Annotated in this window: 21 protein-coding genes; 9 read left to right on the top strand and 12 right to left on the bottom strand. The window is 52.4% G+C overall.

The genetic code is table 11. The features are described from left to right. Positions 1 to 309 precede the first annotated feature (309 nt). The gene (locus ACR8BF_RS20025; protein WP_218928191.1) at positions 310 to 1119 is read right to left on the bottom strand and encodes an AraC family transcriptional regulator; all 810 of its coding nucleotides are present in this window, start codon (positions 1117 to 1119) and stop codon (positions 310 to 312) included. A gap of 144 nt (positions 1120 to 1263) precedes the next feature. On the opposite strand from ACR8BF_RS20025, the gene ACR8BF_RS20020 reads away from it, so the two are divergent. Then, on the top strand, positions 1264 to 2169 hold the full coding sequence (locus ACR8BF_RS20020; protein ID WP_313535881.1) for a DMT family transporter: 906 nt from the start codon (positions 1264 to 1266) through the stop codon (positions 2167 to 2169). Next, the gene (locus tag ACR8BF_RS20015) at positions 2166 to 2960 is read left to right on the top strand and encodes an NAD(P)H-dependent oxidoreductase (RefSeq protein ID WP_434745998.1); all 795 of its coding nucleotides are present in this window, start codon (positions 2166 to 2168) and stop codon (positions 2958 to 2960) included. Before ACR8BF_RS20020 ends, ACR8BF_RS20015 begins: the two co-directional genes overlap by 4 nt. 428 nt (positions 2961 to 3388) lie before the next feature. On the opposite strand, the gene ACR8BF_RS20010 is transcribed toward ACR8BF_RS20015, so the two are convergent. From ACR8BF_RS20010 to ACR8BF_RS20000, 3 genes are all read right to left on the bottom strand, one after another. Then, positions 3389 to 3952, bottom strand: coding sequence for a TetR/AcrR family transcriptional regulator (locus tag ACR8BF_RS20010; protein ID WP_008924796.1), 564 nt, complete (start codon positions 3950 to 3952; stop codon positions 3389 to 3391). Positions 3953 to 4200: 248 nt separating this feature from the next. After that, entirely contained in the window at positions 4201 to 4902 is a 702-nt protein-coding gene (locus ACR8BF_RS20005; RefSeq protein WP_313702011.1) for a glutathione S-transferase family protein, read from the bottom strand. A 378-nt stretch (positions 4903 to 5280) separates the two neighbouring features. Beyond that, complete coding sequence (locus ACR8BF_RS20000) at positions 5281 to 5535, bottom strand: hypothetical protein (protein WP_434745997.1); 255 nt, start codon at positions 5533 to 5535, stop codon at positions 5281 to 5283. Positions 5536 to 6145: 610 nt separating this feature from the next. On the opposite strand from ACR8BF_RS20000, the gene hemH reads away from it, so the two are divergent. Next, entirely contained in the window at positions 6146 to 7117 is a 972-nt protein-coding gene (gene hemH / locus ACR8BF_RS19995) for a ferrochelatase (protein WP_179897927.1), read from the top strand. A 287-nt stretch (positions 7118 to 7404) separates the two neighbouring features. On the opposite strand, the gene ACR8BF_RS19990 is transcribed toward hemH, so the two are convergent. The 3 genes from ACR8BF_RS19990 to uraH all read right to left on the bottom strand — a co-directional run bounded on the left by ACR8BF_RS19990 (position 7405) and on the right by uraH (position 8960). Beyond that, positions 7405 to 7797, bottom strand: a complete 393-nt coding sequence (locus ACR8BF_RS19990) for a VOC family protein (RefSeq protein WP_179897921.1) — start codon at positions 7795 to 7797, stop codon at positions 7405 to 7407. Between the two features lie 255 nt (positions 7798 to 8052). Continuing rightward, positions 8053 to 8544 carry a GlcG/HbpS family heme-binding protein gene (locus ACR8BF_RS19985; protein ID WP_179897919.1) on the bottom strand — a complete coding sequence of 164 codons (492 nt, stop codon included), beginning with the start codon at positions 8542 to 8544 and terminating at the stop codon, positions 8053 to 8055. Positions 8545 to 8549: 5 nt separating this feature from the next. Then, positions 8550 to 8960, bottom strand: coding sequence for a hydroxyisourate hydrolase (gene uraH / locus ACR8BF_RS19980; RefSeq protein WP_434745996.1), 411 nt, complete (start codon positions 8958 to 8960; stop codon positions 8550 to 8552). Positions 8961 to 9096: 136 nt separating this feature from the next. On the opposite strand from uraH, the gene hprR reads away from it, so the two are divergent. Beyond that, positions 9097 to 9777 (top strand): response regulator transcription factor HprR, encoded by a 681-nt coding sequence (gene hprR / locus ACR8BF_RS19975; protein WP_434745995.1) that lies wholly within the window; start codon positions 9097 to 9099, stop codon positions 9775 to 9777. Continuing rightward, on the top strand, positions 9770 to 11128 hold the full coding sequence (locus ACR8BF_RS19970) for a heavy metal sensor histidine kinase (protein WP_434745994.1): 1359 nt from the start codon (positions 9770 to 9772) through the stop codon (positions 11126 to 11128). The genes hprR and ACR8BF_RS19970 overlap by 8 nt, the downstream gene beginning before the upstream one ends. Before the next feature lie 264 nt (positions 11129 to 11392). On the opposite strand, the gene ACR8BF_RS19965 is transcribed toward ACR8BF_RS19970, so the two are convergent. Next, positions 11393 to 11686, bottom strand: coding sequence for a DUF1330 domain-containing protein (locus ACR8BF_RS19965; RefSeq protein WP_434745993.1), 294 nt, complete (start codon positions 11684 to 11686; stop codon positions 11393 to 11395). 156 nt (positions 11687 to 11842) lie between these two features. Here ACR8BF_RS19965 and ACR8BF_RS19960 point away from each other — a divergent pair, with 156 nt between their 5' ends. From ACR8BF_RS19960 to ACR8BF_RS19945, 4 genes are all read left to right on the top strand, one after another. Further along, positions 11843 to 12760 carry a LysR family transcriptional regulator gene (locus ACR8BF_RS19960; RefSeq protein WP_313698838.1) on the top strand — a complete coding sequence of 306 codons (918 nt, stop codon included), beginning with the start codon at positions 11843 to 11845 and terminating at the stop codon, positions 12758 to 12760. Between the two features lie 252 nt (positions 12761 to 13012). Then, positions 13013 to 13567, top strand: a complete 555-nt coding sequence (locus ACR8BF_RS19955) for a YfiR family protein (protein ID WP_313698836.1) — start codon at positions 13013 to 13015, stop codon at positions 13565 to 13567. A 1-nt stretch (position 13568) separates the two neighbouring features. Continuing rightward, on the top strand, positions 13569 to 14777 hold the full coding sequence (locus tag ACR8BF_RS19950; protein ID WP_313698834.1) for a diguanylate cyclase domain-containing protein: 1209 nt from the start codon (positions 13569 to 13571) through the stop codon (positions 14775 to 14777). A 13-nt stretch (positions 14778 to 14790) separates the two neighbouring features. Continuing rightward, entirely contained in the window at positions 14791 to 15264 is a 474-nt protein-coding gene (locus ACR8BF_RS19945; protein WP_292985976.1) for an OmpA family protein, read from the top strand. Positions 15265 to 15380: 116 nt separating this feature from the next. On the opposite strand, the gene ACR8BF_RS19940 is transcribed toward ACR8BF_RS19945, so the two are convergent. The 4 genes from ACR8BF_RS19940 to ACR8BF_RS19925 all read right to left on the bottom strand — a co-directional run bounded on the left by ACR8BF_RS19940 (position 15381) and on the right by ACR8BF_RS19925 (position 19991). Continuing rightward, entirely contained in the window at positions 15381 to 16391 is a 1011-nt protein-coding gene (locus tag ACR8BF_RS19940) for a Gfo/Idh/MocA family protein (protein WP_179897897.1), read from the bottom strand. Between the two features lie 10 nt (positions 16392 to 16401). Next, positions 16402 to 17229 carry a TIM barrel protein gene (locus ACR8BF_RS19935; protein WP_313698831.1) on the bottom strand — a complete coding sequence of 276 codons (828 nt, stop codon included), beginning with the start codon at positions 17227 to 17229 and terminating at the stop codon, positions 16402 to 16404. A 96-nt stretch (positions 17230 to 17325) separates the two neighbouring features. Then, the gene (locus tag ACR8BF_RS19930) at positions 17326 to 18768 is read right to left on the bottom strand and encodes a sugar porter family MFS transporter (protein WP_313698829.1); all 1443 of its coding nucleotides are present in this window, start codon (positions 18766 to 18768) and stop codon (positions 17326 to 17328) included. A 320-nt stretch (positions 18769 to 19088) separates the two neighbouring features. Beyond that, complete coding sequence (locus ACR8BF_RS19925) at positions 19089 to 19991, bottom strand: LysR family transcriptional regulator (RefSeq protein WP_179897893.1); 903 nt, start codon at positions 19989 to 19991, stop codon at positions 19089 to 19091. Between the last annotated feature and the right edge of the window lie 51 nt (positions 19992 to 20042).

Here is a 20042-nt window from a genome sequence, read left to right as displayed (position 1 = left end):
CTGTGAAGTTTTGACATGAAGCATGCACTGATTCTGTATGTGAGGTACAGCTTTTAACAAAAATCTACTTAGCCGCAACATCGCAGCCGCCCTTTGCGCGTTTCTGCGGTGCTATGTCCATTTGGAGCTGACCTGCTCCCCGTTGATAAATACACCATGATATTAGTAACGTCCGCTTCTGGCACAAAGCGGACCGAGACCGGTAGCAGGTCTGCTTAGAGCGAAAATCGGACGTTCTGCCGCAACGGAAATGGCAGCGAAATATCGGAATCAGGATTGGCTGACTTCGCGTAGACGATAATGACGCATTCAAAAGAGAGGCTGCGCGCTGCTCGCCTGACCAGGTGTTATTCCGGTCTGCCGCTGAAACATGGCAATAAACGATGACGCGCTGCTATAACCCACTTCGAAGGCCACGTTCTCCACTTTTCCGCCCTTTTCCAGTAAGTGTATGGCCTTAACCACGCGCATTCGCTGACGCCACTCGTTCAGCGGCATACCGAGCGCTTCCTGACATTTTCGGTTCAGCGTCCTTATTGTCGTGCCCGATAAGGAGGCCAGCTTTGCCAGAGGTATATTATCCGCAGGATTTTTTTCGAGTCTTTCCAGAATAACCGTAAGCAGCGGGTCATCAGAATAGGGTAGAAAATTTTTGTAACGCGTTGCGGTTCTCAGCTGGTCCCGGAGCACATCAAGGAGACGGTGATTTTGCTGTGAAAGGGGCAAGGCGAGAGGATGCATACGAAGGTGCTCAAGTATGGCAATGGTCAGTGAATTCACCTCCAGAGCACAGGGCGCTTCGGGCATGCCCTGGCAAAGTTCAGGCATCAGATAAAGTGAACAGTGGGTAGCCGAATAGCGGTTCAGCCCTTCATGTACAACCCCCGGAGGCAGCCATATCCCATAGTGGGCCGGCGCAGTAAGGTGATCGGTTTCCAGCCTGACCTCCATGACTCCGCTGAAGGAATAGACAAACTCCCCCCACGGATGTGAATGCACCGGATAAGTAGCCCCGGCGGGCATGTCAGCGACCCGGAACCACGCCGGGCCCGGCAACTCCCGCGTGAAGGGTGGCGCAATAAGCTTTTTGTTACGCATTACAGATGCCGTGAGACTCATATATTCCCCTGCTGTTTTACGCTATAAAATGTCCTTTTCAAACTATATGCCTTATCCGCGTCACTGCCATACTGAAATTTTCAGGAGAGTGACGTGACTTTAAAGCGAAAAAATGCGGACCTGCGTGCAGGCGGAATAATGACAATGCTGTGCATCATATGGGGTGTACAGCAGGTTGCCATTAAAGGCGTGGCGGATGAGATATCACCTGTACTGCAGGTTGCCCTCCGTTCAGGGATTGCCGCTCTGCTTGTGCTGGTCGTAATGACCTGCAGAAAAGAATCACTGCGTCAGTCCCGCCCATATCTGATGGCCGGATGTGTGGTGGGGCTACTGTTTGCTCTGGAATTTCTGTTTGTTGCTGAAGGGTTACGTTTTACCTCCGCATCTCATATGGCCGTGTTTCTCTACACTGCCCCCGCCTTTGCCGCTGTCGGTCTGCAGCTGTTTCATCCGGATGAGCGGCTCGTACCGGCGCAGTGGGCAGGTATTTTTGTCGCGTTTTCCGGCATTGCGGTGGCGTTTCTGTCAGGCAACAGCGGCAGCGGTGACGTGGTTAAGATGCTTACCGGTGACGCGATGGGCCTGCTGGCTGGCCTGGCCTGGGGAGCCACTACTGTCGTGGTGCGCTGTACTGCACTGAGTCAGGCTCCGGCATCACATACCCTCTTTTATCAGCTGACCGGCGCCGGGATTTTACTACTGCTTTACGCACTGTTCAGCGGTCAGCTTCATTTCAGACCGGGCGTTAACGGGAGTCTGAACCTGCTTTTCCAGATTTTTATCGTGGGGTTTGCCAGCTATCTGACCTGGTTCAGCCTGATGAAAACTTATCTGGCCTCACAGCTCGGCGTACTGTCGTTTATGACGCCCGTTTTCGGCGTCCTGGCGGGTATGCTGTTTCTCAACGAGCAGCCTCAGCCGGGCTTCATCTGGGGCACATTACTGATTCTGAGCGGCATAGTCATTGTCAGCGGCTGGCCGTGGTTTATCACGAAATTCGGACGGCCTGCTGAGGCCCATCGTCAGTCAACAGGGAGAAATCCATGAAAGTTCTTATCGTTTTTGCCCACCCGGAACCGCAATCGTTTAACGGCGCGCTTAAAGACGCCGCCGTAAACACCCTGAACGCGGCCGGACACGATGTTCAGGTCAGCGACCTGTACCGTATGGGCTGGAAAAGCCAGCTTGATGCAGATGACATTCCCGGTGAACGCGTCGATCCCGGCTTCTTTAACGCCCCGAAAGAGCAAGAGCTGATGGAAGCCACAACCGGCGCCACGCCCGACGTGCGCGCTGAGCAGGAAAAAATGCAGTGGTGCGATCTGATGATTTTCCAGTTCCCGGTGTGGTGGTTTGGCATGCCCGCCATCATGAAGGGGTGGGTTGACCGCACGTTTACCCGTGGCTTCGCCTATAAGAGCGGACGAAAATATGATTCAGGCATCTTCAGGGGCAAACGCGCCATGATTTGCGCCACAACGGGCACCGCTTCTTCGCTTTACGAACCTGATGGCGTGGACGGCGATATCAACCATATCTTCTGGCCGGTCCATAACGGCATTTTTCATTACGCCGGTTTCGACGTTCTGCTGCCTTTTATGGCATGGATGGCGGATAATACATCGCAGGAAAACAGAGAAGCATATCTGGAGCAGTGGGCCACCCGGCTGCGTCAAATTGAGCAGGAAACGCCGTTGTTTTTTCACTCCCGGGAAGATTACACCGATGAGCAGCGGCTGCGTCCGGGAATCGAGGCGAAGACCGGCTTTCAGTGGAATTCTTCTGCAGGCCAGACACATGATGCTGCTGCCCGTACATATACGCGCAACCTGAAATAATAGCGAAAACCGGTTTAAAGTTATCAGGTAATGATCGGATATCAACGTCCGCTTCTGCCACAAAGCGGACATGCGCGCTAGCACTCTGTCTGCTGTGAGACTGGAACTTAATGGGTCACAAACGCTATTCTTAAAGAAGTTTGGATGTCGCTATGAAACGAAGAACGCAAATTGACTCCCTGTGCCAGGTGGATCGTTTTCCGGTTTAGCTTAACAGGCGCGGGGTCAGATAATACGTAAGCGTTCTTCTGAAGAGCCCACATTGCGTATCAGCATAGATGGCATAGATAGTGGGCTCATCGTTACGAACCGTTGGCAAAAGTGATGCATTCCTGAGTGTAAAAGCACATGCACGATCGGGCGCCGCTTCGCATTGAGGGCGCATGCGGCAAAGCTGCCCGTTCATGGAACCGCATTGCTGGCAGTTGCTAAGCCGGCAGAGGTCCGAACGCGCGGTATGAGTCGACCAGTGCATCGAAAAGCGAGATATCTGAGCGACTTCTGGCAAAAAGCTGGGCACCAACAATAGCTGCGAAAATTGCGCGTGCTCTGGATTCACTCTCACTTGATTCGCACACCTCCGCAGCCAGCAGAAGCTTGTTTAGCCACGCAATATTGACATCAGCAAAGGTCTGGATTTCTTTGGTCAATTCAACAGGTAAATTATCTTTTTCAGCGCCCATGAAACTGCCCAGACAGAGACGATTGTCGGCCTCAAGCGATCTTCGGAAGATTTCAGGAAAGCGATGCAGAGCGTCAAGCGGAGAGGGACTTTCTGATTCGATCATCTCAAGTGCAAGCGCGCCATCCTCCCAATATCGTCTGGCAACGGCAACACCCAGCTCGGCTTTGCTTGGGAAATGGTAGTAAATACTCGCCGCTTTGATACCAACCTCTTGCGCGAGGTCGCGGAAATTCAAACCATTGTAGCCCTGAGATTGGGCAATTTTCCTGGCCGCCAACAAAATGGCTTCCTTTGAGTTCGTGCTCATCCTGGTGCCTCCCGACCTGGTAGGATCTTTTAAACTGGTAAGCTTATTTTATAGCAAACCCCTAACGGTTGACAGGTAGATTATCAGTTAGCGCAATGAGTTCACTCCTTCCAGAGGGTTCATGCAGATGTCGTTCCATCATAATCGGGCAAGCGGCATCGACAAATGACGCTATCAGGCACAAGGCGGTGACCGGGAAAGTCAGGGAATGGCGATCCCGGCGTACCGGAGTGTTGATTGAGAAGCGCTTACTGGGCTGGCGAATCCAGCTCAGGAATGCCGCTGTTGCGATCAGAGTAGGCCGCCTGGAAAGCGGGACGTTTTGTCCAGCGCTGCCAGTACGCATCTAAGAACTCAAAACGCTCGTCCAGTGGAGTGGCATTGACCGGGAATTTCGAGAAGGCGATCGCGGTTGCCAGCGTTATGTCCGAAAAGGTCGGTTCATTGCCGCCAAGCAGCCATTCGCGGCCGTCTGAAAGGTGGCGATTGACCAGTGCGGCGTGAGCCAAAGCTTCCTTACGGCAGTGTTCGCCCCACGCCTCATTTTTGGTCAGTTCCAGCTTAAAGCCGAGACCGGTGTGCAACACGTGAAACGCAGTAACGATGCGATACAGAATATGCACCCACACCCGGTTATCCCACATGTTATCCAGACCCTGTTCCAGTGCTGTCTCCCCCATGATCCTGCGACCAGGATAAACCTGGTCCAGATAACGGACGATGGCAGCCGTTTCGGAAATGTAACTACCATCTGCCAGTTGAAGGGTGGGCGTTTCGCCCCACGGGTTCATATTCAGGTGACGCCAGCCACGCTGTTCTCCTACAGGAGACATGTCATAGATGGTCTCATTAAATTGGTCAGCGATGCCCTTTTCGTGCAGGAACAGGCGTAGACGCTGAGGGTTCGGAAAAGCTGAAGGCGAGGTGAAAAGGTGAAGTTTAGCAGTCATGGTCAATCCTTTAAGTGAGTGGCTGGGAAACCTAACTAACGTTAGGTAAACAAATCTTAGCGGGCAACCTGACGTACGTCAATACCTATCTAACATTTGTTAGGTAAATCGTTTTGTGTGTCTTTCCGGTTGATACGATATCTCACCGCGTGCATCGCTGAAGGCAGGGAATAGGATGAGTCCAGAGGGTAGGGCGAATACCAAGACTGGTAAGGTCTGATACATACAGGTGTAAGGGTGCAATGCAATTTCGCGATTGCTGTCGGCAGTTCAGGGTCCGCTAAGAGCGAAAAGCGGACACTCGCAGTTGCTGTGCAACAGAAGAAGGCCTGTTAACATAGTCGCATAGTAATTAATGGACATCAGGCCAATTTAGCGTCAATGAGTTTTAGGGAAATCACCCGGTATACCTAATCCTTCCAGCACAGAACCGTAATAAAAAGCATATTCAAGAGCGGTTTCATCTTTTCGAATATCCAAGAAGCGTTTCAAAGCCTTTTCTTGGTTAGGTGACTGGATTTCTTCAAATTGCTTTTCAAATCCTTTCTCAATTAAGGACGATGCGCCTTCGTTATCATTTTTTTCAAGCACATGCATATGATAATTCCTTTTGAAAAAGACAAAAACAGGCATGCTGATCTCCTTTTTTAAAGGCTGTGCCAACTCTCATCAGAGCACAAAAAATTATATTTTTCACTTTTCCTGAGAATTGAAACTCATTTTTGAAGGGTTTGAGCTTATTGAGGTTGTGTAAACGTCCGCTTCTGGCACAAAGCGGACGGTAACAGCGCATATTTTGTCCGCAATGAGTGAGAGGCGAACATTGCTAACAGCGTTCTGTAAGCATTAACAGGGAGCAGGCCAGTCGCCTTCATCACTTATACGCATAAAAAGATAAACCCTAAGGCATGCTTCTGCGCAGGCATCCAGATGCGGTTTTTCTCACCTCCTCCAGCCAACCAGCCCCACACGCCGACGTCAATAATGACGTCGTGTAACCCCGCACCGGTTAAATCTGACGATAGAGAAAGTAATGTTTTTACTGATGAAATGTCCTAAAATCATGACCATTGAGTCAAAGCGATGGCTGCAATCAGATTCATAGCATCATAAGCCGTGAAACAGTAAATCTGCATTTCAATGACTTCTGTAAAATGAGGTCAAATTGAGGCCTTTAAGATAAGCTGCTACGGAGTGACTGACATGAGTGAATTAGTGACAATGGCTTTGAGGGCCCCACCTAATGACGAATAAACAGGGTGTTTTGATTGTTAACCTTGGAACACCAAAAGAACCAACGCCTGTTGCGGTAAAGAAATTTTTATCTAAATTTCTGCATGACTACAGAGTGGTCGACTTACCGAGAATCATTTGGTGCCCCATTCTACATGGCGTGATTATCCCATTACGTGCAAAACGAGTGGCGAAATTATATTCTTCGATTTGGATGGAGGAAGGTTCTCCTCTCATGGTTTACAGCGTCAGGCAAGCCCGTGCGCTTGAAGAAGTGACAGGTATGCCCGTTGAGCTGGGGATGAGTTATGGCGAGCCGAGTATAGGTGGTGCAATTGACAGGCTACTGGAAAAAGGCGTCGATAAAATTATCGTCATTCCTTTGTATCCGCAGTTTTCATCTTCGACCGTTTCTTCCGTTTGGGATAGTGTGAGTCGTCACCTGCAGGTAATGAAGAACCGGTATACACCCTCTATAAATTTCATCAATGACTATGCCGATCACCCTGCCTACATTGAAGCGTTAAGAGCATCCGTTCAGGCATCTTTCGAAGCTAACGGCATTCCAGATGCATTGTTGATTTCATATCATGGTATACCGGTCAGGTTTGTCAAAGAGGGGGACCAATACCCTCAAAGATGTGAGTTAACGACAAAATTACTCATTGAAGCAATCAATATGCCGTCATTGAAAATAGTGATGACGTTCCAGTCAAGATTCGGCAGAGAGCCATGGTTAACGCCTTATACTGATGAGACGATTAAAAATCTACCGAATGAAGGAATAAAAAGCCTGCATGTCATCAGCCCTGGGTTCGCATCAGACTGTTTAGAAACCCTTGAGGAGCTTGATGAGCAGAACAGGGAGATTTTTATGCATGCGGGGGGTACATCCTTTACGTACATACCGGCGCTTAATGATAAGCCGATTCATATCGAGATGCTGCGACAACTTGTGGACCTTAATCGGTTTCAGGCATGATTTTCACTCTCTTGTGGGCAGGATGTTGCAGGTGTCAACATTCATAGTGAAACCAGAAGTGGGCCCTCCCGGACATGTATTTGATACGTGCCGGGACGGCGTTATAGGGGCCGCTGGAAAACCAGCGATTCCCGCTGCAAGCACCTGTCTTGTGCGTGGGTATGAGTCATTATTCAGGGGCAAGTCAGCTATGAGCGAAAAACGGACGCCAAAATCACAGGGTAGGGATGTTATGCAAATTATACATAACAACCCTATTGCGCTCCGACTTCAGTTAATGGAGAAAGCTATACAATGCTCTCCAATAGCTGCTTTGCCAGAAGATATTCATAACTGGTCAGCTCAATCTTATTATCGCTAAGATCGTTAAAGTACACGGACATAGATACATCGTGATCGCATACGGTAAACGGGATGCCTTTAGCGTTGAGAGCAGGCACAAAACTGAGAAACGCAGCCGCTTCTACGGCGAAAGCCACCGTATGCCCGGGATGCTGATTTTTCCTGAGAAACAGGGAAAGTGATGCGCCGTTATTTCTGATAACTAGCGGCCCTCCCTGCTCAAACCAGAAGTACAGCGAGTCGTCGCGGGAAAAGCCAGGAACCTCCTGGTACCAGCGTTCTGCCAGTTCAATGTTCCCGACGTAGACGTGTATGTGGTCAATCTTCGTTATCTTCATAGTCGCCTTCCTGATTGTTATTACCAAAGAGACTCTCTTAGTCATTTTTGATAAACAACCCACCAGGCACATGACAACACTCGATTTACCATAAGATCTCATCGATGTCGGCTTCCGATATTCAACATAGAAGTCGTTTATAGCGTCCGTTTCTGGAACCTAGCAGACGTTCTGGCGGCGACGTATTTGAACAGCATGGGGAACTGTTTCTTCCCCATGTCTGGCAGTAATATACCCGCCACGCGTTCATCATGATTACGGTTGCTTGCTGTTACCCAGCACTTTGTTAATCGCTTCGGTCCCACAGTGATCGTCTGACTCCGCGCCACCGGTGCCTGCCATGCCAATAGCGCCGATCCACTGGCCTCGATACTGCACGGGAACACCACCACCAAGCAGCAAGAGTTCATTAACCGTATTCAGGTTGACGCTTTCCGGTGATGATTGCGCTTTTATGGTCAGTTGTCTGGTCGGCGTTTTGGTGGAGAGCGCAGTAAACGCTTTTCGCCAGGCTGCCTGGGTGTTGTGAGGACCCACGTTATCGTCCCGCATCAGCGTGACCAGGTTTCCACCCCGATCCACCACGGCGACTACGCCCTGACGATGCATATTATGGCAGGCGGACAAGGCCTCCGTTGCCAGTTGGTTACTCAGCGCCTGCGTCATGTCATAGACGGAGGCTGGTTCAGCAGCGAGCGCCACGGCAGGTCCGGTTGTCAGCATCAATGCCAGCAGTAAACGTTTCATTTATTTCAGCTCCCGCGATAGGTGGAGTAACCGTACTGACTGAGCAGCAACGGAATGTGATAGGTGGTAGTGGTATTGGTGATATGGAACTCCACCGGGATTTCGGGGAAAAAGCTCTTCTGATGATGTACCACAAAATAGTGACCGGTTTTAAAAATCACCCGATAATCACCCGCTTCAAAAGGCTTTGCTGGCCAAAGGGCATCAATCCGACCCTGCTCGTTGGTATTGGCGGTATTCAGTACTTTCCAGCTTTCTCCCTGTTTCTGTTCAAGCATCACCTCAACCTCTGAGGCCGGAAGGCCGGTTTGCTGGTTCAGCACGTGAACGCTCAGCGGATTTTTACTGGCAGCGAAGCTGACCGCGGGAACGGCAAGCAACGCAGCGAAGGCCAGGGCAGTGAGATTCTTTTTCATTATTTAATACTCCGGTGTTAATCACCCCGCTGTTATACCGGTACGGTTGTTCGTTCTGCCTGACAGAAAGATGACCATATTGTCATCTGGCGCTGAAACGCTGGGGCGGTCATAAATTTCATGGCAAACTGCGCCGATGAAACTATTACTGATCGAAGATAACCAGAAGGCGAGCGCCTGGGTGCGTAAGGGGCTGGAAGAAGCGGGCTACATCGTGGATTACGCCGCAGATGGACGGGATGGCCTGCATCTCGGGCTGTCACATCCCTACAGTCTGGTGATACTGGATATTATGCTGCCGGGAATGGATGGGTGGCAGGTGCTGAAAACCTTGCGTACCGCCAGTCAGACTCCGGTGATTTGTCTGACAGCAAGAGACTCGGTGGATGATCGGGTGAAAGGGCTGGAACTGGGAGCCAATGATTACCTGGTTAAGCCGTTTTCTTTTGCGGAGCTTCTGGCTCGTGTGAGAAACCAACTTCGGCAGCAGCAGCCGCACAGTAGCGTACTGCAGGTGGGCGGTCTTGTGATGGACTCAGCGCGCTTTCAGTTTATACGTGACAGCGTCACTCTGACGCTGACGCGTAAAGAGTTCATGCTGTTGTGGCTGCTCGCCAGCCGCCACGGTGAGATTCTGCCCCGGACGCTGCTGGCCAGCGAGATATGGGGGGTTAATTTCGACAGTGAAACCAACATCGTCGATGTTGCTATCCGCCGTTTGCGCCGTAAAGTCGATGATCCCTTTCCTCAAAAGCTCATCACAACGGTAAGGGGCATGGGATACTGCCTGTCCAAAAAGGGGATTGAGGGTGACTAGCCCGTCTCTGACGCTGCGGCTGACAGTGATTTTTACGCTAATCATGGCGATGGCCTGTGGCGGCATTAGCCTGATTCTGTATAAAGCTTTACGCAGCGAACTGGTATGGCGGGACGATCAAACGCTGATCAACCGGGCGGCGCAGTTAAGACAACTGCTTGAAGATGGTGCCCATCCCAGCTCGCTGCCGCTCTACTTCAATCGGATGGTCGATATCCATCAGGACATTCTCAGCATCCGCTCGCAACATGAGCAAAACGTCAGTATTAATCATACCGGGATAACGTTACCCGCGATCTCGCCCACGCCAGCCAGCACTCCACCCAGTGAAAAACAGCTGTACCGCTGGATTAATGCAGATAAGACTGAGGCGTCGGCGTTAAGCTTGCAGGCAAACTCATCACTCGGGCCGGTAACCATTACGCTCGCCAGGGTCGCGCGGGAGCGAGCACTAATGCTGGAACGTTATCGCCAGCAAAGCATTCTGGTATCACTGGCGGCCATTTTGCTGTGCGCCGCTGTCAGTCCGCTGCTGATTCGCAGAGGGCTAAGGGCGATCGGCAGGTTAAGTAAGATCGTGGCAGAAACGGCCAGTGATCGGTTAAATCAGCCCGTGCCGCTTCAGGCTATTCCGCAAGAGCTGCTACCGATTGGCAACGCGCTTAACGCTATGCGTCAGCGCTTATCTACGGACTTTATCCGGCTGACCCAATTTGCCGACGATCTGGCGCACGAAATCCGCACGCCCATTAATGTGTTACTGGGCCAGAATCAGGTTGCGCTGGGTCATGAACGTTCTACCGTTGAATATCAGACGCTGATTGAAGGCAACATTGAAGAGCTGGAGAGTCTGTCGCGTCTGACTGAAAACATTCTCTTCCTGGCGCGCGCGACGCACCACAATATCAGACTTAATAAACAGGACTTCCTGCTACAGGATGCGCTGGAAGCACTGATCGACTTTCTTGAACCGGTTGCGGAAGAGCAGGAAAAGGTCATTGAGCTGAGCACCGAAGGCAGCCTCACCGCGGACAAAATGCTGTTCCAGCGTGCGATAAGCAATTTGTTGATCAACGCCATTCGTTACTCTCCAGAAAAAGGCACGATTCAGGTCATCACGTATCATCACGCTGACTCTGTTGAGGTTGAGGTGTCAAACGCGGGCGAAGAGCTGAAGGAGCCTGAAAAATTATTTGAACGCTTCTGGCGTGGCGATAACGTCCGTCATACGGCCGGAAGTGGGCTGGGACTGTCGCTGGTGCGCGCAATCGCCGCTCTGCATGGTGGAAAGGCTTACTATCGGCACGAGAACGGGCAGAATATCTTTGGTCTGCACCTGCCCCGAAAGTGAGCGTCTGTGCGAAAATTTTATCTGTGTGGCTTTAATGAAAGTAGCAGAGGAGGATTGAAGCGCTCTGCGGAAGTCACAAAGCCAGACACTGCCATCCTCTTGCCTGTTGCACGCTACCTTACCGACAGTGTGGTCAGGCAGCGTCAATTAACTGAACAAAAAAAGCGGTGTTCACCGGTTAAGTCAGACAACACTCAGCATTCTGGCGACATCCTGTGGGCCAGGGTTCACTGGCGTCTGCATCGGCACACGACGATGAAGTGTTTAAAGACTCGCTCCTTCGACCAGCACAAACGTCCCGTGTGCAGCCCCTGCGCGCAACAGCCTGGCAGCCTGATACGCAGGACTTTCATAAAATCGTCTGGCTTCGTCAAAAGAGCTGAACTCAAAAACGACATGCCGTTCATGAGCCTCTCCCTCCAGATTTGCATACTGCCCTGACCAGGCAACGATCTTTGGATTAAATGCCTGCATGGCCTCGCCAGCTGCTCTGGCATATTCAGCATAGGCATCAGGATCTGATACGGTCACGTGAGCGATTAAATAACCTTTGTTCATTTCTCTCTCCTTCCTGAAGGGGAAACCTTTTCTCTGTGAGCAGGTTTGCCTTGTTGTCGCGTTGTATGAATTCTGCGGTGTGAAAGCACTCTATTTGCTATTAATAAGGTGATAAATTACGGAAAAAATTACGCACTGTTACTCTGAAGGGAAACAATGAAAAACCTCGAGGCACTGACGATTTTTGCGCGTGTGGCTGAAATGAAGAGTTTCACTCAGGCAGCTGACAGCCTGGGGATCCAGAAAGGCCGTGCATCACTGGTGGTCCGGGAACTTGAAAAGGTGACCGGCGCGACGCTCCTGCACCGCACCACGCGGACCGTACAATTAACGGAGGATGGACGGGCTTTTTATGCACGCGCACGGGATCTGCTGTCGGAAGTCGAGGAGTTACAGACCATGTTCGCTCACGACGGGATAGCATTGCGGGGCAGGATACGCGTTGATATGCCAGCCGTGCTGGCCCAGAGCGTAGTGATCCCCGCCTTGCCACAGCTGCTGGAAGCCCACCCTGAACTGGAGATTGAGCTTTCAGGCAGTGACCGCCGGGTTGATTTAGTTCATGAAGGATTCGACTGTGTCATCCGCCTGGGACCGATCATGGATGAGACGCTGATTGCCCGGCCGCTGGGAAAGCTTCGCATGATCAATGCCGCCAGCCCTGGCTATCTTGCACGCGTTGGGGTGCCGCAGACCATTGATGATCTGCGCAATCAGGGCCACAAAATGGTTCATTACCAGCGGAGCTTTGGCTCAAAGCCTGAGGGATGGGAGTATCCAGCCGATGACGGCTACAAAATGCTGCTGTTACCCGGTGCGATGCGGGTCAACAGCGTACCAGCCTATCATGAGGCGGGACTGGCCGGGCTGGGCCTGATTCAGGGCGGCTACGCCACACTCGCGCCCTTTATAGAACGCGGCGCGCTGGTGGAAGTCCTCCCGGACCTGCGTCCCGAGCCGCTCAGTGCCTCATTTGTTGTCGCCCACCGACGTAATCTGTCGCGACGTGTCAGGGCCTTTATGCAATGGACGGAAGACATTCTCAAACCCTATTTCGACCAATCTGATTCGTGACGCTTACGCCAGATAAGATCACGCCGGACAGATAATAACGCATCATGATACCGCGCATAAGCTGGGCAGATGGCTTAACTGCACCTCAACCAGACGGGTAATGATGGCCCAGATTAATATCAGGAATAAACGATAAAAATACAGTCATGGCTGGTACTGATTAAAATCCGTGTGCAATTGTAACTGCCGCTGTGCTAATATTTTCGCGCTTATTCAGGTCTCCCGCCGTGCGTAGTATTACTGGAACGCAGTATGATAGATAAATATCAAATTCATCATGAAATCGATGTGCTGCTTCTGCTGCGTCACATCTGGAAAATCGTTTTTACGTCCCTTATTCTGTTGCTACTCCCTCATTTTGCCTGGGCCGAAATTAAAGACGACAAAGCCAATCGTATTGTCAGCGGTATTATTAGCTTCACCCAATGGCCGGGTTTAAAAAACCCTGAATTATGTGCTTTATCTTCAGCGCGGCATCTCTCTTTGCCGCAACATTCCGCATCTCCTGCGGCGACCTTTACCGTGGTCTATCTGGCTAACGTAAACGACATCGCGTCGCATCGCTGCGACGCCGTCTATTTCGGCGATCAGACGCCGCAGCAGCAGGTGGAGGCTATTCAGCAGTTTCACGGAAGAGCCGTTCTTACGCTTGCAGAGAACAATGCGGAGTGTACTGTGGGCGCCGCTTTTTGCCTGATTTTTCAACCTGACCATACGCATTTTTCCGTTAACCTTGATTCGCTGACCCGAAGCGGTGTCAGGGTGAGTCCGGATGTGCTTTTGCTCTCCCGCGAGGGAAGCGAATAAGATGAAATTCGATAAATTAAGACATGACAAATCCTCAATCCGCAATAAACTGCGGAAAATAAGCACCATCAATTCTGCGGTGATATTACTGTTGTGCTGGCTGTTGCTCTCCTCAACGTCCTTGCTGTTTATTAAAAATTATGAGAAACGGAACCTCGAATTAATTGGCTCGACTCTGAGTACCACATTAACGGCAGCTACCGTATTTGCCGACAGTTACGACGCACGTAATAAAATAGAACGGCTTGGTAATGAAGGTATGTACGCCTCGGCAAAACTGGTTACCCGGGATCAGATTGTTCTGGTCCAGTGGAATGCGCAACAGGAAAATACGGGCTGGTATTCGCGTATGCTGCGTGAGTGGATTTACCTCAAGCCCCTCAACGTCCATATCATTCACGCTGACGCCGCCGTCGGTACGTTGACGCTGGAAGGTACCGTGTCCGGTGCAGTCAGTTTTATCCGCTACTCATTCATGATTCTGACCAGCGGGATGCTCTGCGTACTGCTTATCTCGCTTCTGTTAAGTGAATTTCTGCATCGGGGAATGATTGCGACGCTGCGCACCATCACCAGTTCGATTCACTATGTAATTCATTCTGGCGATTTTTCACTGCGTATTCCGGGCGGCCCGATCCGGGAGTTTCAGCTTTTTTCAGATGATCTGAATTCGCTGCTAATGGAGATGCAATCGCTCAAGGCGTCGCTGATGCGTGACAATCTTTCGCTGGCCGCCAAAGCGCTGGAAGACCCGCTGACCGGCCTGGCTAACCGCAGCGCCTTTTCTGCCCGACTGACTCAGCTCCTTGAGCAGCAAAATGCCCATGAGCGTTTTGCGCTACTGTTTCTGGATGGCGATCGCTTCAAGAGCATCAATGATAACTGGGGGCATGCTGCCGGGGATGACGTGTTAAAAGCCATAGGATCGCGCCTCTTATCACTGGCGTCTGATCAGGATTTAGTCGCCCGCTTAGGCGGGGATGAATTTGCCGTGCTGGTCAGCAGCCGCGCCAGTGAGGAGCAGTTACAGCAACTCATGCAGAGCATTCATAACGTCATGCTGGAAAAAATTGTTGTTGCAGACGGCATGCCGATTACGACCTCAGTGACTATCGGCTATGCGTGGTCACAGCGCGGTGATACGGTTGAGTCCATTCTCGAACGTGCCGATATGGATATGTACAGGAATAAGCGAACAAATAAGGCGTAAATAAGGCGTGAATATGAAGAAGAACATTTCCCTGATGCTGCTTACTCTGGCTCTGTTGGGTTGTCAGTCGAAAGAGCGTTTTAGTGAGGCACAAATCGCAGCGATGAAAAGTGCCGGATTCACGCAGAACATGGAAGGCTGGGGATTAGGTTTATCCGATAAGATTCTGTTTGGGGTAAACGAATCAGAACTGACACCTGCCAGCAAGAGTACTCTTCAGGTGATGGCAAAAAATCTGGCGTCGACCGGCATTCAGCATGTGCGCATCGACGGACATACCGACAATTACGGCAAACCCGATTATAACCAGCAGCTGTCGTTTAAAAGAGCGAATGCGGTAGCGGCGCAGTGGGCGGAAGGTGCGGCGATTCCGCGAGAAAACATTGTCACGCGTGGATTGGGCATGAGTGCACCGGTTACCAGCAACAACAGCGCGCAAGGGCGTGCGCAAAACCGGCGTGTAGCCATTGTAATCACGGCACCGTGATAGGCCAGCAGCCCTTTTCTGTGCGTATCGGCGGGTGTCCCGGAGCGTGACGCGCTGCTGATAAACGGGGAAATGGAGAAGGGAATGCACGGCGGGCCCGCCGTGCACTGTTTCTGTCAGCGATAAAACGCCGGTTTATCTGCCATCTTAACCGGCACAATCTCTCCGGACGTTTGTGCCGCGACGCAGGCATCCGCCGCTACCGCAGCGGCGTAGCCATCCCACGCAGAAGGACCTGTCATCTCACGGCTGATGACGTTGTTGATAAACGCCTGCAGCTCCACGTCATAGGCATCAATAAAGCGCTTTTTCCAGTCAGTGAGAAGGGTGGTAGAGAGTTTTGCCGCGCTGCGCGTCTGCACAGAAACGGGTTCCGGCAGGCGAGCAACGCCGCTTTCACCCACGACTTCACACTGAATGTCGTAACCATATTCACAGTTCACGAAGATTTCGACATCGATACGTGCGCCTTTGGTGGTCTCCAGCAACACGATTTGCGGATCGCGCAGGTGTGACGATGCCTTGCGGGTTTTACGCGGGAAGATTACCTGCACGCTGGCATAGTCATCATTCAGCAGCCAGCGCAGCACATCCAGTTCATGGATTAACGTGTCGGTGATCGCCATGTCGGTGGTGTAGCTGTCGCCCACTTCCGGGTTGCGGTGCGCGCAATGCAGCATTAAAGGCTCGCCAATCTCACCGCTATCGATCACCGCTTTCAGTGCACGGTAGCCGCTGTCATAGGGGCGCATAAAGCCGACCTGCACCAGCTGACGTCCGGCTTTAATTTCTGCTTCCACAATGTTCATACAGCCCTGAGCGGTGACCGCCAGTGGTTTCTCACAGAACACCGCCTTGCCCGCCTCGATACAGGCCAGCACAAAGGCCTCATGCGTCGGACCCCAGGAGGTGACCAGCACCGCGTTAACCTGCGGATCGTTGATCAGATCGATCGCATTGTCATAAATACGTGCTTCCGGCGTCAGCGCATTCACAATCTGCTGGCAGTTGTCGCGGTTAATGTCGTTGAGTGCCACCACGCGCGCATTCTGTAAAACGGTACTGCAACGACGGATATGTTCACGGCCGATTGCGCCGGTGCCGATTACACCAATGTTAATTGTCATGATGGTTCCCTTAAGCTGAGTGGTTTAACAGCTGGATGCTGTCGCGAATTTCGCGGGTGATGTCCGCTTCCTGCCAGCTGTTCATCACTGAGGAGAACGGCTCAAAGGCGTAAAGGCCGGTGTAACCCATCTTCTCCAGTCGTTCGACCTGCTGTTTGCTGCGCAATCTGTCATCTGCGCTGAGCATGATGCGCTCTTCGTCGGTGAGCTGACTGACCGCGCGTGGGTCGGTGACGCCGGAAAGATGAACCAGACCGATTTGCTGAATGTCGATCTCCTGCTCGAAAGTCTGCTCCGCATCCTCAAACAGATGATGATGGAAGGTATCGATCAGCAATCTGAACGGCACGCCTGCTTCACGGATGAGCGTCTGCGCCTGGGTTGCTGAGCGCAGTGAGCTTTGCGGAAAGCCCAGCGGCTCGACCAGCCCCTGAATACCCGCGTCGGCGAACAGTGGGCCAAGGGTTTTTAGCGCGTGAATCGTGTCGGCGGCGCTGATGGGCGTGCCGTCATTGAGCGGACAAAGTACCAGCGCTTCAGCGCCAACCGCCTGCGCATCGCTTAACAGCTGGCGGGCGCGCTGCAGCACCTCTTCATTCAGCTGGTTGAACGGGTAGAGCGCATTAATGGTGGCAATCCGGATGCCTGACTCACGCGCCAGCGCTTTGACCTCATCACCGGTGAGGTCGTCGGTCACGCGTCCGCTGGGCATATCGTTTCGCAGCTCGACATTGTTAATACCGAGCTGGCTGACCAGTTTAAAAAACTGCGGAAGGGTGAGGCTGGGCGCGATTTTACGGTTGATGCAGAAACGCGCGTTGGGAATATTCAGGCTCATAACAATTTCCTTGAACGTAGGGTGTCGGTGTTAATAGCAATCGGGTCGTCAGCGTAATGACGCGGGTCGTATTTTTTCAGTGCGCAGCGTCAGGCATTATTTTTTGCCGTTATAGAGCGCATAGAAATAGTGTTCGACCTGCTCCAGACTTCTTCCCCGGGTTTCGGGAATAAACTTCACAACAAAAACAGAACCGCCAATGCCGATTGCCGCGAATATAAAGAAGGCACCAGCCAGACCAAATGCGGCTAATAACAGCGGGAAGGCCATAGAGATGGCAAAATTAGCAATCCACAGTGAGAAGACTGCGCCGCCCATACAAATGCCGCGCATCCTGGCCGGGAAGATCTCCGACAGCAGCAGCCAGGTGACCGGTGACAGCGCGCCCTGCTGGAAACAGAGAAACATCAGCATGCCCGCCAGCACCAGATATGCCCGCAGCAGGTTGACCGTGCCACTGATGTATTCCGGCATTAGCCAGCAGACCAGACCGATAAAGAACAGGCAGCAGGTGCAGCCCATCTGTCCGATCAACACCAGCGGGCGACGGCCGACCTTGCCGATTAACCCGATTCCGACCAGCGTCATGATGACGGATATCACCCCATTGGCGATGGTGGCGAACAGCGCGGCGTCGTTGCTCAGTCCGGCGGCGGTCAGCATGGTGGGCGCGTAATACATGATGGTATTGACGCCGGTCAGCTGCTGAATGGCGGCGATGCCAACACCCAGCAGGAAAATTTTCATCAGCCACGGCGTCGCAAGATCGCGCAGACGGCCTTTGCCACGCTGACGGTTCTCTTCGATGGTTTCCTCAATCTCTTCCAGTTCCCACTCAACATCTTCAGCGGCGCGGGTCTTTTCCAGCACCTGACGAGCAGCCTGACTGCGGCCTTTCATCACGTGCCAGCGTGGGGTTTCTGGCATAAATATCATGCCGATCCAGAGCAGAACAGCGGGCACAATTGACAGCGCCAGCATCCAGCGCCAGGTATTTTCGCCGCCCCAGATGTCGTTAAAGGTGGCGTTTGATATGTATGCCAGAAGCTGACCACTGACGATCATCAATTCCTGCAAGGTAACCAGCTGGCCGCGTTTGTTAGCGGGTGCGATTTCCGCGATGTACACCGGCACAGTGGCGGCTGCGCCACCCACGGCAAAGCCCAGGAACAGGCGCGAGGCGATCATCCATGTGACGTCTGGTGCCAGGGCTGACCCGACGGCGCCCAGGGCGAAGATCAGTGCCAGCGCAATGATAATGCGTCGTCTGCCCAGCCCATCTGCCAGATGACCGGCGGCTAGCGCGCCGAAGGCTGCGCCAAAGAGCAGGGAACTGGTGACCAGCCCGGTGGTAAACGGCGTGAGATGCAGATCGCCGCGCATGAAAAGCAGCGCACCCGAGACGACACCCGTGTCGTAACCGAATAACAATCCACCCAGGGTGGCGACCAGCGCAATAATCTTCACAAAAGGCTCGGTGCGAGTGGCGCTATTTGGACCGGAGGCCGGGTTCGACGAGATATAGAGTTCTTTTTCCATGAATACTCCTGGTAATAACGGCAAAGACAAAACGTCAGAACATGAAGAAGACATCACCCTACTGATATTTTTATTTCGGGTTAAATTATATTTGAAACTTAGTTTTCATTATGTGAGCTCAAGCCTTTCGCCCTTTTTATTTTGATGGGATCCCATCAACGCAAAAATAAAAGTATTATATTTAAGCAGGTTATTCAGTGAATTGATGAGCTGGCCGCATTTCAGGCAGGGCAGAAGAGGCAGAAAATAGTGTCGGGGTCAGGGAGTGGAATACGGTCAGGATGAAATATCCCAACCGTGATAGAGAGAATTAAGCAAGGTCAGCGAATAGAGAGGGCACTCAGCGTCGACAACAGCGCATCAACTTTGGGCAGGAATTGTTTCCGACGGGGCCATACCACGCTCAGCGTCAGCCCATCGGGCTGCAACTGCGGCAAAATAATCTCCAGTTCACCGGCTGCTACGGCGCGCTGAATGAGCCAGGAGGGCATCTGCGCCACGCCTAATCCGGCAATCACCGCCTGAAGCTGGGCATCGACGTCACCCAGTGCCAGCCGGAACGGCACCTCGCGCCAGTGTGGCTGACCATCGTCGGTGGTGAACAGCCAGGGTTTGGGGGTACCATCCACGCGTTCGTAAAGGATGGCGCGGTGGTTAAGCAACGCCGCCTCATTCTCCGGGCGTCCTTCGCGGGCCAGATAGGCGGGGGAGGCACAGAACTGCATCTGCTCGCGGCCCATGTTACGGCAGCCCAGCGAAGCGGGCAGGTCAGGTGCACCACCGATGCGCACCGCGACATCCACACCTTCTTCAAACAGGTCTACAAAACGATCGGACAAACTCAGGCTCAGCGCCAGTTCCGGGTGCTGCTGGCAAAAGGGCATCAGCAGCGGCATGACGTTGAGGCGGCCATAGGTGGTGGGCACGGCCAGGCGCAGGCGTCCGGACGGAATAGTGCGCTGAGCCGCCAGCACCGCCTCGGCTTCGGCCAAATCCTCCAGAATGCGCAGGCAGGTCTGATAATAAGCGGTGCCCGCGTCGGTGAGGTGCAGGCTTCGGGTAGTGCGTTCCAGCAGTCGCGAGCCTAAGCGTGTTTCCAGGCGGCTGACGCTTTTACTGACCGCCGAGCCGGTCACGTGCAGACGCTCTGCCGCGGCGGTAAAGCTGCCGCACTCGACGCTGGCAACAAACGGCAGAATATCTTTGAGGCGGTGATCGTGCATTGATTAATGAACTCAGGTTGAGAATGCTATGAATAAATGCCAGAGATAAGA

Source organism: Candidatus Pantoea rara (genome assembly GCF_051136265.1).
Classification (GTDB): domain Bacteria; phylum Pseudomonadota; class Gammaproteobacteria; order Enterobacterales; family Enterobacteriaceae; genus Pantoea; species Pantoea rara.
The sequence above is the reverse complement of the archived record's forward strand: the minus strand, read 5'-3'. Positions and strand labels throughout refer to the sequence as shown.